12 protein-coding genes are annotated in these 16,101 nt (G+C 46.3%); 5 read left to right on the plus strand and 7 right to left on the minus strand.

Translation table 11 applies throughout. The features are described from left to right. Nucleotides 1–1,004: 1,004 nt before the first annotated feature. From DY78_RS09805 to DY78_RS09815, 3 genes are all read right to left on the minus strand, one after another. Complete coding sequence (locus DY78_RS09805; protein WP_024624340.1) at nt 1,005–2,201, minus strand: CPBP family intramembrane glutamic endopeptidase; 1,197 nt, start codon at nt 2,199–2,201, stop codon at nt 1,005–1,007. A 500-nt stretch (nt 2,202–2,701) separates the two neighbouring features. Next, nucleotides 2,702–4,324, minus strand: a complete 1,623-nt coding sequence (locus DY78_RS09810; RefSeq protein ID WP_024624341.1) for an ABC-F family ATP-binding cassette domain-containing protein — start codon at nt 4,322–4,324, stop codon at nt 2,702–2,704. 195 nt (nt 4,325–4,519) lie between these two features. Further along, nucleotides 4,520–5,311 carry a Cof-type HAD-IIB family hydrolase gene (locus tag DY78_RS09815; RefSeq protein ID WP_024624342.1) on the minus strand — a complete coding sequence of 264 codons (792 nt, stop codon included), beginning with the start codon at nt 5,309–5,311 and terminating at the stop codon, nt 4,520–4,522. A gap of 168 nt (nt 5,312–5,479) precedes the next feature. Here DY78_RS09815 and DY78_RS09820 point away from each other — a divergent pair, with 168 nt between their 5' ends. Next, nucleotides 5,480–5,857: a VOC family protein gene (locus tag DY78_RS09820; protein WP_024624343.1), complete on the plus strand. Its 378-nt coding sequence runs from the start codon at nt 5,480–5,482 to the stop codon at nt 5,855–5,857. Between the two features lie 490 nt (nt 5,858–6,347). Here the strand turns inward: DY78_RS09820 and DY78_RS09825 are convergent, their stop codons facing one another. After that, complete coding sequence (locus DY78_RS09825; RefSeq protein WP_024624344.1) at nt 6,348–6,998, minus strand: endonuclease III domain-containing protein; 651 nt, start codon at nt 6,996–6,998, stop codon at nt 6,348–6,350. Between the two features lie 373 nt (nt 6,999–7,371). Further along, nucleotides 7,372–9,195, minus strand: coding sequence for a DUF2207 domain-containing protein (locus DY78_RS09830; RefSeq protein ID WP_024624345.1), 1,824 nt, complete (start codon nt 9,193–9,195; stop codon nt 7,372–7,374). A 145-nt stretch (nt 9,196–9,340) separates the two neighbouring features. On the opposite strand from DY78_RS09830, the gene DY78_RS09835 reads away from it, so the two are divergent. Continuing rightward, entirely contained in the window at nt 9,341–11,851 is a 2,511-nt protein-coding gene (locus DY78_RS09835) for an excinuclease ABC subunit UvrA (protein ID WP_024624346.1), read from the plus strand. Between the two features lie 77 nt (nt 11,852–11,928). Here DY78_RS09835 and DY78_RS09840 read toward each other — a convergent pair whose 3' ends face one another. Further along, nucleotides 11,929–12,489, minus strand: a complete 561-nt coding sequence (locus DY78_RS09840) for a TetR/AcrR family transcriptional regulator (protein WP_024624347.1) — start codon at nt 12,487–12,489, stop codon at nt 11,929–11,931. 111 nt (nt 12,490–12,600) lie between these two features. Between DY78_RS09840 and DY78_RS09845 the strand changes: the two genes are divergently transcribed. Beyond that, on the plus strand, nt 12,601–13,257 hold the full coding sequence (locus DY78_RS09845; RefSeq protein ID WP_024624348.1) for an HXXEE domain-containing protein: 657 nt from the start codon (nt 12,601–12,603) through the stop codon (nt 13,255–13,257). Nucleotides 13,258–13,403: 146 nt separating this feature from the next. Here DY78_RS09845 and DY78_RS09850 read toward each other — a convergent pair whose 3' ends face one another. Continuing rightward, entirely contained in the window at nt 13,404–14,417 is a 1,014-nt protein-coding gene (locus tag DY78_RS09850) for an NADP-dependent oxidoreductase (protein WP_033612293.1), read from the minus strand. 163 nt (nt 14,418–14,580) lie between these two features. On the opposite strand from DY78_RS09850, the gene DY78_RS09855 reads away from it, so the two are divergent. Together DY78_RS09855 and DY78_RS09860 are read left to right on the plus strand one after the other, a co-directional pair. Further along, complete coding sequence (locus DY78_RS09855; RefSeq protein ID WP_024624350.1) at nt 14,581–14,919, plus strand: ArsR/SmtB family transcription factor; 339 nt, start codon at nt 14,581–14,583, stop codon at nt 14,917–14,919. After that, a complete protein-coding gene (locus tag DY78_RS09860; RefSeq protein ID WP_024624351.1) occupies nt 14,916–15,599 on the plus strand; it encodes a type 1 glutamine amidotransferase domain-containing protein in 684 nt (227 codons plus the stop codon). The genes DY78_RS09855 and DY78_RS09860 overlap by 4 nt, the downstream gene beginning before the upstream one ends. Nucleotides 15,600–16,101 lie beyond the last annotated feature (502 nt).

Genomic DNA, 16,101 nt, shown 5'->3' on the forward strand with positions numbered 1-16,101 from the left:
ATGCTGAACAATTTGTCCAAAAATTCGGATTAAATTTGCAATCTACCAAATAACTATTTTTAATAAAATCCTTACAAATTTGATGGGTTTGACCATCACCCAATCGAGCTATCAATTGATTAATAAATTTTATATCCGTGGCAACTTTTAATGATAACGATTAAATAAATTGACGTAAAAGCCTAAACTGATAAGATTCATTTGTCCCCAAGTCCCGTTTGTATCGTAGTTGCCTTCAAGCAACTAGATCGTCCACGAAGTAGCCAATTTAGCCCAAAACACGCATATACCGTTAATGTACAATTTGTAAAAGTTGCCGTTTTTTTGACGACAAATATCGAAATCAGGGTATTATTGCATAAATTCCTCAATGTTAAATTTAAGTTACAAACTGATTTAACGCTTACATTCTAGCTTATCATCTGATAAACATCATTAACGGCGCGGCCCCCGTCAGAAAAGTTCACATCCACACATTATACATATTTACCCGAAACAACAGGTAAATACGTTAATCATTTTTCCGTAATCAATATTCAGTATGCTGACACCCGTAAGTGCTGTTTTGGGGGAGCGCAAAGTCACAAAAAAAGACCTGAGCTTCAGCCCAAGTCCCGCAAGCGGTCGATTCACACCACAACTCATTGTGGATGCCTATGTGCCCCGACACGGACCAGCATCCGTTCGAGAGGTAAGTTGTCCCAATGTAGTGACGTCCAAGTCAGCAACCGACCAAACTGGACCCGCACGTTAATTGGGCACGAAATATGTAATCTGACATTTATCAATAACAAAATTCACTATCTGGTGCTAGTATAACGAGTTCCCGTTGCGAATTGATAACACGAATATTACAAACGTGTTACATATTGTATAGGCCAGTTAAAGATGGGTGATTACCTCAAATTTAAAGCCATCGTCCGCAATTCAGTTGTGAACAATGGCTTTTATTAATTTTATTATTTTACAAACTAACTTACTAATAATTCAAATTTAGTTCAGCTTTAGGCTAACCGATTAGCCTGTTCCTGCATAACTTGGCGCCGCTGACCCGTTAAAAAGATAATGGTGAGCCCGACGAAGACGAATACGGTAAAAATAATCGTTTGCCATTCAAATGCATCCGGTTTAGCCATCGTTTGTGACCCGGAAGCCATCATACTAAAAATATCAATGCCCGCATGCAATAACATCGGGACGGCCAGACTGCCACTATACAAATAACTAATCGCCAAGAAAGCCCCCAGTGCGGCCGCAAAAATCATCTGTTCTAGGGTCGCTGACCACGATTGACCAGCAATGGCATTCGTCACATGCCACAAGCCAAACATCCCGGCACTCCCCCACACGGCGATATCCAATTGAAAGCGCCGATTTTTGAAGGCGCGTAGCAATAAAGTCATGACGGCAAAGCGATACAGCCATTCTTCGGCAATGCCTGGTTCCAATCCACTTAAAAACATTTTCCAAGTAGCTGCGGGCAACCGAAAGTCAAATTTCGTAAACGTCGTCGCCCAAGTTCCGCCATCACTAAAACCGTTCCAAACGACAAAACCGATACCAAATACGGCAATGACGGCTAACCAACCGGCTTTAGCCGCCTTATTTAGCCGCCACGTTGGCCACGGCAATTGCCAAGCAGACATTAACACGCCGACGGTCAAAACAAACCCGAAGGCCCCTAAGATGCCAGTATTACTAATCATGTCAAACAGCTGTGGCGTGACAATGCCCGGCCAGACCAGCATCGTCGCTTGAGCGCCAATCAAACCACTAAAGACCGCCGTCACTAACATCAAGATGCGTCCTAGCGTACTTTCGATTGGTCGCATCACGATATAGGCCACCGGGACAAACATAATCATCGCGTAGACTAACGCATCGGCCAATAAGCCTTGCGCATCCCAGCCGGTCATAGCGCCTAACAACACGACCAAGTTCGCCAATAGCAACGGTAAAAAGTTAAATTGCAAAATCGTTTGTAAATAATAATTCACATGGCGCAAGTGCCAATGCGCGGTACCCGTCGGTGGTTCCAACGGCGCTAACGCGGTCAAAAACCAAACGACTAATAAAAAGCCAATGACCGGAAAATACAGGCCATTTTGAAATTGAAACGCCGTCACGAGCATCGCCGCAATTAGGATGGCTAACTGCCCCCAATACCATCGCCGCAACGCCTGATCAAAGTTTGGCGTCATCTGAAGTCCCCCAATCTATTGCCTCTTCATCATACCAGATTCAAGCACACCATCGGAGATTATTTAGGCCCACGTACTAGATGAACGTTCAAAATTGAGACCACTATCTCCAAACGTTGACCGCCAGTCAGCCAATCGGCGTGCTCGTGCCAGAACCAGCCGGCGCCCAAAAGCGTTTGCTGGCTTCCAGGATATCATCGACTAATCGTCTTTTTATTTAAACAAGACTATAGTTCGTAAAAAAGTTCGTCACCATTTTGATGACGAACTTTTTTAGGCTTATTTGAATAAGAAGACCGTTTTAGCTGTAGGTCAGCAGTAATGGAAATCGCCGTGCAAGTGGTGTTAATGGCGGTGGTTTTTCCGACATTTACAGCACCGACATCTTTGAAGATTGGCGGTTTTTGCCAAGCTGCAAAGTGAGGTTCGAGACCGCTTCTCAGGCTCGAACCGGTCGCCACGGTGACTGGAATTACTGCTGACCGGAAGCGGCAACTATTTTAATACAAGTCTTGAACGCGACCTTGCGTAGCTTCGTGCGCCAAGTATTCGTCGTAAGTCGTATCGCCGCGGTCAACGACCCCTTTGGCACTGACTTCAACGATATGGTCGGCAATCGTTTGAATGAATTCGTGGTCATGAGAAGTAAAGATCAAGGCCCCTTTGAAGTCAATCAAGCTGTCGTTTAACGCCGTAATTGATTCCAAGTCCAAGTGGTTAGTCGGGTCATCTAATAATAAGACGTTAGCTTTGCTCAACATCATCTTTGATAACATTCCCCGAACTTTTTCGCCCCCGGACAAGACGTTCACTTTACGTTCCACATCAGTCCCAGAGAATAACATCTTCCCTAAGAACCCGCGCAAGAACGTATTGTCGCTTTCTTCTTTCGACGCGTATTGGCGTAACCAATCAATAATCGTCAAGTCAGCGTTCGTAAATTCGTCGTTGATATCACGTGGTAAATAAGTCCGCGTGGTCGTTTGCCCCCAAGTAACCGTCCCGGTGCCAGGTTCCATGGCACCCCCGATAATTTGCATCAAGGTCGTCGTGGCAATATCACTCCGACTAATCAAAGCCGTTTTTTCATTAGGACGTAACGTGAAGCTAATGTTATCCAAAATTTTGACGCCATCAATGGTTTTTGAGACGTTTTCAACCTTGATTAAATCATTTCCTAATTCGCGTTCTGGCGTAAATTTGATAAATGGATATTTACGGGAAGATGGTTTGATATCATCCAACGTAATTTTCTCCAATTGTTTCTTCCGCGAAGTGGCTTGTTTTGATTTCGAGGCATTGGCACTAAACCGCGCCACGAATTCTTGCAATTCTTTGATTTGGTCCGCTTTTTTAGCATTGGCATTGGCTTGTAGCTTGGCCGCTAATTGGCTGGATTCCATCCAGAAATCATAGTTCCCGACAAATAACGTAATCTTACCGAAGTCGACGTCACACATGTGCGTACATACTTGGTTCAAGAAATGACGGTCATGGGAAACAACAATGACCGTTTGATCATAGTCGGCTAAAAAGTTTTCGAGCCAACTAATTGATTGTACGTCTAACCCGTTGGTCGGTTCGTCCAAGAGCAAGACGTCTGGACTGCCAAATAATGCTTGCCCTAATAACACCTTAACTTTTTGCGGTTCGGTTAATTCACTCATCTTCAAATGTTGCATCGATTCATCGATACCTAAGTTTTGCAATAACTGGTCGGCTTCGGATTCAGCATTCCAGCCGTCCATTTCCGCGAATTCACCTTCAAGTTCAGCGGCGCGAATCCCATCTTCGTCACTGAAATCTGGTTTAGCATACAAGGCGTCTTTTTCGACCATAATATCGTATAACTTTTGATGTCCACGAATAACTGTCGCTAAAACTTCTTCATCTTCAAACGCAAAGTGATTTTGGTTTAAACTGGACATCCGTTCGTTAGGGCCCATCGAAACGTTCCCAGTCGTTGGTTGAAGTTTACCTTCCAAAATCTTTAAGAAAGTTGATTTACCGGCACCATTCGCCCCAATAACGCCGTAACAGTTCCCCGGCGTAAATTTCAAATTAACATCATCATAAAGTTTGCGAGTTGAGAACTGCATACTGACATTACTTACGGTTAACATCTTTTTAACTTACCTCCATCGTGGCACAACCAGCTTTAAACCTAGTCCCGGCCACGTTTCAAAGTTCTGATTACAATATAAAAGAGGTCAGGAAAATTCCCAGCCTCATCCGTAGTTGGATAGTTGAAGTGTAGCATGTTTCACGCCACTTTGGCAATCAAAACCAGTAGTCTTTCAGAAAACCACGCCGCATTTTCACAACACGTGATCTTCAATATAACTTAAGACGCCTTCCGCTTGATTGGTCGGTGCGACCGCATCACCTTGAGCTTGCAAGTCGGCCGGCGCATTGCCCATGACGACCCCAGTTTGCACATACTTCAACATTTCTAAATCATTAGTCCCATCACCAAATGCCATCATTTCATCCGGCATAATGCCGAGTTGACTACCTAGTTGCGCTAAGGCCGTCCCTTTGTGCATCCCGGGTTGAATCAAGTCCATACTTCCTTGACCACCCGAAGCTGGCACCGCGATGCCCGCGAGTTTCGGGGTCAACTCATAGACGAGTTGGTCCGTCATATCTGGTGGACAAATAATGTCGAATTTGACGACCGAATCAGTGACGGCCGTTAAATCGGACACCATTTTCAAGTCAAAATAATAATTGCGCATATCCGCCACAAAACTCGGGTCCGCATGTTCCCAAACATAGACCGTCTTCGTCCCACACAACGCAATTTTCAATTCTGGATACGCCGCTAAGGTCGTCAAGATTTGCGCAGTCGCTTGGGGACTAAACGTGTGCGCCGTTAACCCGGCATGCACGTTCATCAGTTCGGCGCCGTTGCCACCAATCATCCACATTTCGGGATAATCGCTAAAGAAGTCAGCTAACTCCACGGCTTGATGACCACTAGCAATAACGAACTGAATTCCTTGTTGTTGTAACGACGCATAAATCTTAGCAAAGCGGCTCCGATTATAATCCCCATGATTGTTCAAAAAAGTGCCATCCATATCGGTGGCGATGAGTTTGATTGTCATTAATTACCATCCGTTTCTATGTATACAGCTAAACCTTTATTTTGTATAAGGGTAACGTTAAATGGGTCATCCTGCAAGCGATTTCTGAAACCAATCGTGAAAATTGCCAGTGACGAGGTAAATACGATATGCTAAAGGTAAGCGCTTAATACTGGAGGTCTTTTCATCATGAAAATTGAACACATCGGCTTGTGGGTCCAAGATTTACCCACCATTAAGAAATTTTACGAAACATACTTTAACGCCCACACTGGCGATTTATATGAAAATAAAAAGAAGCATTTTCAATCTTATTTTTTGACTTTTGACGATGGGGCTCGCTTAGAAATTATGACCGACCCCGACCATCACGCCGCGGGATTACCTAGTCGCGGCTATGCCCACCTCGCCGTTTCCCTCGGCAGTAAGACCGCCGTTGACGACTATGCTAAACGGTTACAAGCGGCAGGCTACCAAGTCACTAGCGGCCCTCGCACAACGGGCGACGGGTATTACGAAGCGGTCGTTTTAGACCCTGAAGGCAATCCGATTGAATTAACGGTTTAAGAGCGCTTACCCTTGGTCTATGCCGCTTCCGGTCAACAGTAATTCCAGTCGCAGTGACGACCGGCTCGAGCCAAAAAACGGTCTCGAATCTCACTTTGAAGCTTGGCACAGTTCGCCAAGCTTCAAAGATGTCGGTGCTGTAAATGTCGGAAAATCACCGGCATTAACACTACTTGCACGGCGACTTCCATTACCGCTGACCTCCAGCTAAATTATGACTATCATTCGAATGCAACAAAGAAGTCGTCACATTTTTCAGTGGCGACTTCTTTGTTGTTCAATATAATAAGTTCAATTAAACAATGACATCCCGAAAGCAAGTTAAAGTGTGAACGTACCGAGGTTGTTCTTAGTCGAGTGATTTTCTCGACTTAGAACAAGGACGTCTTTTGAGATTAGCGGTCTTGGCTGAGCTCAAAAGCGAGGCTGGCGACCGCTCCTTGGCGCCAGCCGGTCCCGGTACGAGAACACTTTAACTTGCTGGAGGACCTTATAACCCAGATTCATTCTCTTCATTGAGTTTGTCGCAATCAATGATCAACTGACAAACTTCTTTGTCGGGCGTCAACTTCATCGAATACTTCCGACCAAATTCAATCATCGTGTGGTGGGCCTGGTGTAGTTCTTCTGGCGCTAATACGCCGACGATTTTTTGTTCCACTTGCACTGGATTAGCCGACTGATCGACAAAATGCAGCCGCTTGGAAATCGCGGACACGTGCGTATCGACCGCAAATGTCGGTTGTTCAAAGACATCACTCAAAACGACATTCGCGGTTTTACGCCCGGCGCCCGGCAACGCCATGATGCCTTTGCGATTATCCGGCACCACGTCATTGAGTTCTTCATGGACGATGCGGGCCGTTTTAATGATATTTTTGGCCTTATTATGAAACAGGCCGACACTTTTAATGATGCTTTCGACATCCGTTAAATCAGCGACCATCAAGTCTTTGGGGTCGGGATACTTTGCAAATAAGACTGGAGTGACCTGATTGACGGACACATCCGTCGCTTGTGCACTCAAAATAACCGAAATTAAATATTGAAATGGCGTTCGTGAATCTAGTGATGGCCCCACTGGCCCGATTTCGTCCTCCATTTGATGAATCGCCCATACGATTTGCTCGTCTGCTAACATTTTTTTACCCCGTTTCATTTTATTATTTGATTACGTTGGTGCTGGTCTAATTATTAAACCACGCTGCTCCGCTTAGCTACGATACGGCATCATGCGGAAAACTTGGCTTACTATTTTGTAAGCCACTCTTTCTACCTAGCTGGCCGAAACGTGGTTTTGCCGGCAGGGCCCTCCGCTTAGCTACGTCAAGGCCCTCACCCGGAAAGTTGTTCGTGCTATTTTGCAAACCACGCTTGCTACGTAACTGGCCGAAACGTGGTTTTGCCGGCAGCGTCCTCCGCTTAGCTACGATACGGACATCATGCGGAAAGACACCGCATAATACCCGTATCTAGGCTATGCTCGGAAGCTACTCGCCGGCAAAAACACTCTTTTAAAATGCGCCCCCACCAGAACCACCACCAAAGCCACCCGAACTCCCGCCAGAAAATCCGCCGGAACTCCCACTGGATGAACTGGCTGAATTTGATGACGAGATAGCGCCGGAGAAACTGTCGTTGATGGCACCCGATAGGTCAAAGTCTAAGCCATTGCCACTGAAGAAGATTGGATAGTAGATAATCATGTTATCCGCTAAGTCCACATCGCTGAAGTCCATCGCTAACTTATTGGCGACTTGCTTGGCTAAACCAAAGGCGGCGGCATATGGCAAGATTTGTTCCCATAAAATCAAGTCACCGATTTCAGCCGTATTGAAGTGACCGATGTCTTTTAACATATTACGAAAACCGTTGATTTGGTTTTTTAGCATCAAACCGTCATCAGTATGGCGTTCAATGCGTTGTCGCGCAACTAGATAGCCGACCCAACTAACTAGGGCCACTAAACTAGCAAGTGTGGTCAGGCTCACAAACACTGACGTTGCTTGCCACCAACTCGTCACGACCATCATGGCTCCCAATGCAGTTATGGCCGTACTAAAGCCGACCCAGTGATTGAGAATCCCAATATTTTGATTGTCATCATAGACGTGCGTTTCCGTGCGGACGGCCGTTTGCCAGCGGTCGAACCACTTACTTAAACGGCCCTTTTTGTCGTGCTTACCGAATTTCTTCAATTGCGACAACGTGAACTGTTGCCCAGTACCGACTTTGTTAAAACATTTTTCTAAAAACTCACTGGTGACGGGCCCCAACTTAGTCAGTTGGACTTCATCGCCCGGCAGTGTTTCCAGCTTAATTTCCCGATTAGCGGCGGCTTTTAAGATGACCGCTGAAAGCGCGCGACTGTCGGGGCGGCGATCACGCCAGACCGATTGGGCCAGTGCGGGACCGACGAGTGGCACGTCAAAGGAATGCGCCATGGGAATTGGGCGTTGATGGTGATTCGGCCGATGACGAGATAGCCACACAACCGCATAAATCACCGTGCCCAGCCACACAATGGCGGCAAGTCCTACTAAGACGATTTGTAAGAGCCGTTGTTGCTGCCGTTTTTTATTGGCCGCCGCAACGAGCTTAGCTTCTTGTTGTTGCGCGGCTTTTAAATGATTCTTGGTACTCGTACGCGTATTTTTAGCAGTGACGCTCGTTGGAAATAACAAGTGACTTTCCACAAACGAATTGGCCGGATTGCGGCTCACGGTCATGACGACTTTCCCCGCCGCCCGGTCAACTTTAGTCTGGCCATTCAGCGGACCATGCGTCCACGCCTGCAACTTACTGATATTTTTAGCCGGTAGCTGCATCGTAATCTTCACGTGGTGTAACGCCACGTCCCAGCCGGTCCCGATAACCTTCCAGTTCAAATCAGCCGTGTCCGCATAATTGGTTACCACGCCTTTGAGATGATAGCGATAGACGACTTGCAAGCGATCGTCATCACTGACCGACCGATACAATTTGACGCGCATCCGGTCCGTATTTTGCGATAACTGATACGTATTATTAGCACCTGTCGTGGCCGCGGTCGCTTTGATCACCGGCCCACTATTTAATTGCGTCGTGACACTTTCAAAGTTAGCGCCTTGAATCCCCCGCAGATCTTGCACATTAAAGACGCCGTGATAGTCATCATCAAAAATGTACGTCAGTGCTTGGGTCACTTCCGCGCTGCCGTCATTTTGCACATTGACGTGGACTTGATATTGATTGATCTGATAGTCCGCTAACGCGCGCAGTGGTTGCCAGCAAAACACCCCAATACTGAACAACATACTCAGCATGAGCCCCCACCAAACTTGTCGTTGTTTAGTCATATTTTCCCCTCCGTCGTCGTACTTATTTAAGCTTAATTTTACCATAGACGAGCGCGAATTAATGGGCAAACTAACTGGCATGGTGTAGCATGGAAACTGTTAACTGACGGCGTTTATGCCGTTAATCAAGAGAGGATGTGGTTTGATGGCTACCCAGCCACTACCAACCAAAATTAAAGTTCGTGGGGCCCATGTCAATAACTTAAAAGACATGGATATCGATATTCCCCTGAATTCATTTGTCGCTATTACCGGGCGCAGTGGTTCCGGTAAATCGTCACTAGCAATGGGCGTGCTTTACGCGGAAGGTGCGCGGCGTTATTTGAACGCCTTATCGACCTTTACCCGGCGCCGCATTAATCAAGTCGGTAAAGCGGCCGTCGATTCGGTTCAATACTTACCGTCAGCATTAGCTTTGCGCCAACGCCCCCAAGTTCCGGGCGTCCGGTCCACTGTCGGGACGATGTCCGAAAGCTTAAACATTTTGCGACTCGTCTTTTCACGTCTCGGCTCCCCCGTTTGTCCCAATGGGCATCGCTTGACGCCAACGCTGGCAATTGCCGAAAATATGGGCCACTTAGTTTGTTACGAATGCGGCGTTCATTTTACGGCCTTTGGTGCCGAAGACTTTGCCTTTAATTCCAACGGAGCCTGCCCAACTTGTGGCGGTATCGGTGAAGTTCGCCAAATCGACCCCAACTTAATTATTGCCGATGAAACGCAAACGATTCGGGAAGGCGCCGTCGCATCTTGGCACCTTCCCGGCCGTAACTTCATGCCGATTGTCGCTGACGCCATTGGGATTCCCATTGACGTCCCATATCAAGATTTAAGCGCGGCCGATAAAGAAAAAGTACTCCACGGTCCCAAACAAACGGTGGCCATTAGTATTCCGAGTTCTAAAGGCAAAATTTTCCACATGGACAATGCCGTCTACGAAAATGCCTTTGCGGCCGTTGAAGACAGTATGGCGACTACTAAAAATGAACGGTCCATCGCCCGTCTAAATCGTTTTTACACCTTTTCAACGTGTCCCGATTGCCATGGCTCACGGTTCGCACCCAAATTAATGAGCCAACTATTGAACGGCAAAAACATCGCCGAAGTCACCGACATGACTGTCGCCGATTTACACCAATTCGCAACGACGATTGTGGCGTGGCTGCCCACTGAGATGCACGACTTAGGACAACAACTGGTCGACGAATTACTATTGAGCTTGCAGCCAATGGAAGAACTCGGCTTAGATTACTTAACCCTCAGTCGACCGGGCGCTACTTTATCGACTGGTGAACTGCAACGCATCCAACTCGGGCGTACCTTGCGCAGCGCCACGACGGGGGTGTTGTACGTGTTAGATGAACCTTCCGTCGGGCTGCATCCCGCCAATGTCAACGGCTTAATCAAGGCCTTTCGCGGCTTAGTCGCTCAAGGTAATTCCGTCGTCGTTGTGGATCATGACACGAGTATTATTAGTGCGGCTGATTACGTGATTGAAATTGGCCCAGGTGCCGGGAAAACGGGTGGCACAATTGTTGATCAAGGGACCGTTGACCAAATCAAACAGCAGTCGGCTTCATTGATTGCCCCATTTCTAAATGGGACCGCCACCTTGCGCGAACGGCCCACCTTAACCGACCAGCAATTATGGGCCAAGGGTGCCTTGGATATTGAAGTGGCCCACCGCTTTAATATCCAAGATATTACCGCTAAGATTCCTAAGAACCGCTTAACAACGGTTACCGGGATGAGTGGTGCCGGGAAAACAACGTTGATTTTAGATAGTTTAATCCCCGCGTTAACCGCCACCGCTAAGCATCAGCCATTACCAGCACACGTCAAACACTTTGACAACAATCATATTCGCCACGTCGTTGAAGTTGATTCCGTGCCCGTCGGTAAAAATGTGCGCTCCACTGTCGCCACTTATACGAATATTTTAGATAACTTACGGCGCTTATTTGCCGGCACCGACACCGCTCAAGCCCACGGTTGGACAACTAGTCAGTTCTCATACAATGTTGCCGCCGGGGCTTGTCCAATGTGTGGTGGGACGGGTCAAATCTCCTTAGATGTCCAATATTTACCAGACATCACCGAAGTCTGCCCGCAATGTCACGGCGCCCGTTATAACCAAGAAACGTTAACCGTCCAGTGGCACGATAAAAACATTGCCGAAGTCTTGGCTTTATCGGTTGACGAAGCCTTGCCCTTTTTCCAAGACGAAGCTAGCATCGAAAACACGTTGCAAATTCTCCACGAAATGGGCTTAGGCTACTTGTTGCTCGGCGAAAGCACCCCCGCACTATCCGGGGGTGAAGCGCAGCGGTTGAAATTAACGTCACGCATCGGTAAGCGGCAGACCGGCACATTATTTGTCTTCGACGAACCGTCCGTTGGGTTGCATCCGTTAGATATCCAACAGCTCGTCAAAGTTTTCGACCAACTGATTCAACAAGGCGCAACCGTGATTGCAATTGAACACGACTTAGATGTCATCGCCAACGCCGATTACTTAATCGACATGGGGCCAGCTGGTGGTATTAATGGTGGGCATATCGTCGCTACCGGAACGCCGCAAGCGGTTAGTGACAATCCCGATAGTATTACAGGGCAGTATTTGAAAGCTCACCTAAATTTATTCAATCAAAATTAAAAAAATCCGTGCGCCCCCCAAAAAATTGGTCGCACGGATTTTTTGTGATAACTAGACATATAGCTAATTTCATATTTTTAATCATTTGAAGGACCACTAATTTGTGGATAAACCCCTTGAATGACCATTCGCCTTAGCATAGTAATCATAGCCGTAGATGAAATCGGCATATCGGCATCATACCACGCTGTCAACGTTCCAATGACCGCTGACATCACAAACTCATACGCTAAAACATCACTAGGATTTTCCGGTGACAACTGCCAATATTTAAAGAATGCGGGCGCAAAGTGCTTTTTTAACTTCCTAGTTAACGCTACGCCATCACTACCGGCCAAAATTCGTGATAGCCAAATACCGCGATGCTCATAAAACAAGGTCATCGCTGCCAGAATGTCGGCATCATCTTCGTGTCTTTGAGCAGCTTCAATGAATGTATCGGTTTCGTTAACTAGTCGATTTTCAATAGCTGTGAGGACATCAAACACATCTGCGAAATATTCATAAAACGTACTCCGATTATAGCCCGCACGTTCGATGACCGCTTTCACCGTAATTCGATGAATTGGCTGTTGCAAATATAGCTGCCAAAAAGCTTCAATGATATTAGTTCTAGTATTTTGGGCATTAGATGACATGTATCGTTACCTCATTTCCGACACTTCCACCATAACTGTTGGTGTAAAGCCTGATCAGGCTATATTAACATATATAGACGAACTCAAGATGTATAGAAAGGTCGTCTTATTATGAAATGGTATCGACGCCATTGGTATAGTTTCAATTTAATTTTTTTACTGATTGCATTGCTGTGGGCAATCACATTTTCTCATAGTCGTCTACAACTGATTTTACTGTTGAATTTTTGTGTAATTCTAATCCATCAATTTGAAGAATTTTGTTTTCCTGGTGGTGGGCCAGCGGTTTCAAATATTGCGTTAGCCCAGCATCCCGTGCATCCCGACCGCTGCCCATTGAATGAAAACAACAACATGGTCATCAACGTTTGTGTTGGCAATATTTTCTACTTATTGCCGGTATTTTTCCCACAAATTGGCTGGCTTGGACTGGCCCCGACCCTCTTTGGATTCATGCAACTTTATGTGCATGGTGTTACCGAAAATCGGAAATTAGGCACGTATTATAATGGTGGGCTAGCTTCCGTTATTTTAGGCCACGTGCCCCTTGGAATTTGGTATCTACTAACCGCTTATCACACTGGCATGTTAACCATAATCAACATCTTGCTGGCAGTCATCTATATTATATTTGTTGCAAAAGTTCTAATGCAATGGCTTGGATTTAAAGTATTGGGCAACCAAAATTCCCCTTACCCATTCGATCAAACCGAAATGCATCGCTTCCATATTGATGAAAAACTAGCCAAAAAACATGAACATGACTAGCTAACCGATAGTCAAATAAGCTTCGGCCATTACCGCCGTCATTCTATATCGCTATGTTTTAGCATACGCGTACATTCGATTGTTGACACTTACTAACTAATTTGAATAATTGCCCCCGTCCAATATTTAATCAGCAACGATGATTGCTATTCTGGCATCTCAATAATAATTTTCCCATGGGCCTTCCCAGCATGCGAATAATTAAACGCCGCCGCAATCTCACTCAAAGGGAACAGTTTATCAACAATCGGCGATAACTTTTCGGCTTCAATCATTTTAGTCAGCAACGCCAATTGATCCCCACTTGGGCGCATGAATAAAAACTCATAGTCGACCCCGGTTTGTTTTTCCAACTGCGTTAACCGACGACTGGCCAAACGAAAGGCAACCTGTTTCCAATGTGGCAAGCCGTACGCCTTCGCAAACCGCTCATTGGGTAAACCACTGACACTCACAATTCGGCCACCTGGTTTAACGATTTTGAAAGCTTGTTCCAAGCTTGACCCCCCTAATGTATCAAAGACGGCATCATAATGATGCAGCACTTGCGAAAAGTCGGTCGTGTGATAGTCAATCACTTGGTCAGCACCGAGTTGGCGCACCAAGTCGAAGTTACGGGCACTCGTGGTCGTCGCGACAAACGCGCCGAGTTGTTTGGCAATCTGAATGGCAATCGTCCCCACGCCACCCGCGCCCGCTTGAATCAAAACTTTTTGCCCTGGTTGTAATGCTAAGACATCATGTAACGCCTGATAGCTCGTCAATCCTACTAACGGAATTGCGGCTGCTTGTGCCACCGTTAAATTAGTGGGGCGTAACGCAAGATCACTCGCAGCCACGGCGATATATTCGGCAAATGTCCCAATCCGATTTTTCTGTGGGCGACCATAGACGGCATCGCCAACTTGGAACTGTTGGACCGCCGCTCCGACCGCAACAACTTCACCCGCAAAGTCATTGCCGAGGGTTAGTGGCATGTCATATTTCAACAACATCCGTAAGCCACCATTTTTAGTTTTGATATCAATCGGATTCACACTCGCCGCCTGAATCTTAACGAGTACATCATCGGGCCCCATCGTTGGCCGCGGGATGGTCATAATTTGTGGCTGGGGTTGGTGATAATGCGTGATTTGTGCAGCTTGCATCATTTTGGACATGTTAATCCACCTCTCAATGGTTTATTTTTTTGAACGACAATGATTGAATAATAATCAACCTGACTAAGCTTGTCAACTTTAGAGTTGCCGATATCAATCAATTGACAATTCCATCATCGCATGGTTTAATGGTTTAAAATTATAAACGACGCAGGTGAATAATATGTCAGATTTAACGAAACTGAAACACGAATTTGCCCGGTCGAGTGATTTCTTAGTGGCCCTTGGTGATCAGAAGCGGCAAGCGATTATTTTAGCCTTACTAGATAAAAAAATCGTCCACCGTGGCTTACGAGTGAACGAATTAACGGATGTCACCGGCTTATCTCGGCCGGCAGTATCACACCATTTAAAAATTTTAAAGGAGGTTGGCCTCGTGGATTTCCATCGCGACGGGACGAAGAATTATTATTATCTCACCCATTGCAAGACGCAAATCCAACAACTGGAGACATTATTAACACATGTCGCCGAAGTCATGGCCTGCAACCAACAACTATGAAAAAAATTTTACTCGTTTTAACTAATACAACCCGCTATGGGGATACGGATGACGCAACCGGACTCTGGCTGAGTGAAGCGACCGAGTTTGCGGTTATCATGCAAAATGCCGGTTATCAACTCGATTACGTTAGTCCGAAAGGTGGGTTTGTCCCGCTCGACCCGCGCAGCATGTTGAAATATACCGATGCCGAAAGTTTAGCTTTTTACGAGACCGCCGACTTTCAAGACCGTGCGTTAACCCACTCACTGGCCCCAGCTGACATCAATCCCGCCGATTACGCCGCCATTTATTACACGGGTGGTCACGGCGTCATGTGGGATTTTCCGGATAACTCCGAACTCCAAAAAATTTCATTAGCCATCTTACAACAAGGCGGTTACGTGACATCGGTTTGTCACGGGATTGCGGGTCTGCTGAATTTAAAAGACGCGGCCGGCAATTACGTTATTGCCAACCGTAAAATCACCGGCTTTACAACGGCCGAAGAAGTCCTCGCCGGTAAGAAAAAAGTCGTGCCGTTCTTGAATCAAAAAGTCGCCTCACAACACGGTGCCCACTTCACCCACAAACGGGCCTATCGCGAATTCGCCATTCAAGACGGCCAACTAATCACCGGCCAAAACCCCTTCTCCGCCCGCGCTGTTGCTCGGCTGTTATTACAAAACTTAACCAAATAACTGATCGTTAAAATCGCAAGTCTAGGACTAACCGATTAGCTAGTACCGCTACTGAATTGATTACAACCCAAAAATGGCCACGATACGAATCGTAACGTGGCCATTTTTGTACTGAAATCATGACTGGTTCATAGCGAGCAGTCCCAACTAACCCGAAATTTGAAAGGATAATTTCGTATCGTGTACCACTTGATGTTCCAGATTGATTTAGCGTCAATTCTTTTAAAATGTTAGTAATGACCAACTTGACCATGATTTATAAAGAATCAAAGAAGATGCCGCTTGCCACAGAGCTGCGCCACCACCAAACTGTCGTCGTCCTATTTCATACAAAAATCAATTTAGTTGTGAGTTAGCGGTAATGGAAGCCGCCGTGAAAGTTGCGTTAGTTCGGCATGCTTTTGGCCGAGCTTACGCAACCGACATCTTTGAAGATTGACGGGCTTTGCCAAGCTTCAAAGTGAGGTTCGAGACCGCTTTTTGGCTCGAACCGGTCGCCACG

Source organism: Lactiplantibacillus fabifermentans DSM 21115 (genome assembly GCF_000498955.2).
Taxonomy (GTDB): domain Bacteria; phylum Bacillota; class Bacilli; order Lactobacillales; family Lactobacillaceae; genus Lactiplantibacillus; species Lactiplantibacillus fabifermentans.

Bases quoted from the DNA above. Each gene is read 5' to 3' on its own strand.
- DY78_RS09805 (WP_024624340.1), bottom strand. From the start codon at position 2,201: ATGACGCCAAACTTTGATCAGGCGTTGCGGCGATGGTATTGGGGGCAG.
- DY78_RS09810 (WP_024624341.1), bottom strand. From the start codon at position 4,324: ATGTTAACCGTAAGTAATGTCAGTATGCAGTTCTCAACTCGCAAACTT.
- DY78_RS09815 (WP_024624342.1), bottom strand. From the start codon at position 5,311: ATGACAATCAAACTCATCGCCACCGATATGGATGGCACTTTTTTGAAC.
- DY78_RS09820 (WP_024624343.1), top strand. From the start codon at position 5,480: ATGAAAATTGAACACATCGGCTTGTGGGTCCAAGATTTACCCACCATT.
- DY78_RS09825 (WP_024624344.1), bottom strand. From the start codon at position 6,998: ATGTTAGCAGACGAGCAAATCGTATGGGCGATTCATCAAATGGAGGAC.
- DY78_RS09830 (WP_024624345.1), bottom strand. From the start codon at position 9,195: ATGACTAAACAACGACAAGTTTGGTGGGGGCTCATGCTGAGTATGTTG.
- DY78_RS09835 (WP_024624346.1), top strand. From the start codon at position 9,341: ATGGCTACCCAGCCACTACCAACCAAAATTAAAGTTCGTGGGGCCCAT.
- DY78_RS09840 (WP_024624347.1), bottom strand. From the start codon at position 12,489: ATGTCATCTAATGCCCAAAATACTAGAACTAATATCATTGAAGCTTTT.
- DY78_RS09845 (WP_024624348.1), top strand. From the start codon at position 12,601: ATGAAATGGTATCGACGCCATTGGTATAGTTTCAATTTAATTTTTTTA.
- DY78_RS09850 (WP_033612293.1), bottom strand. From the start codon at position 14,417: ATGTCCAAAATGATGCAAGCTGCACAAATCACGCATTATCACCAACCC.
- DY78_RS09855 (WP_024624350.1), top strand. From the start codon at position 14,581: ATGTCAGATTTAACGAAACTGAAACACGAATTTGCCCGGTCGAGTGAT.
- DY78_RS09860 (WP_024624351.1), top strand. From the start codon at position 14,916: ATGAAAAAAATTTTACTCGTTTTAACTAATACAACCCGCTATGGGGAT.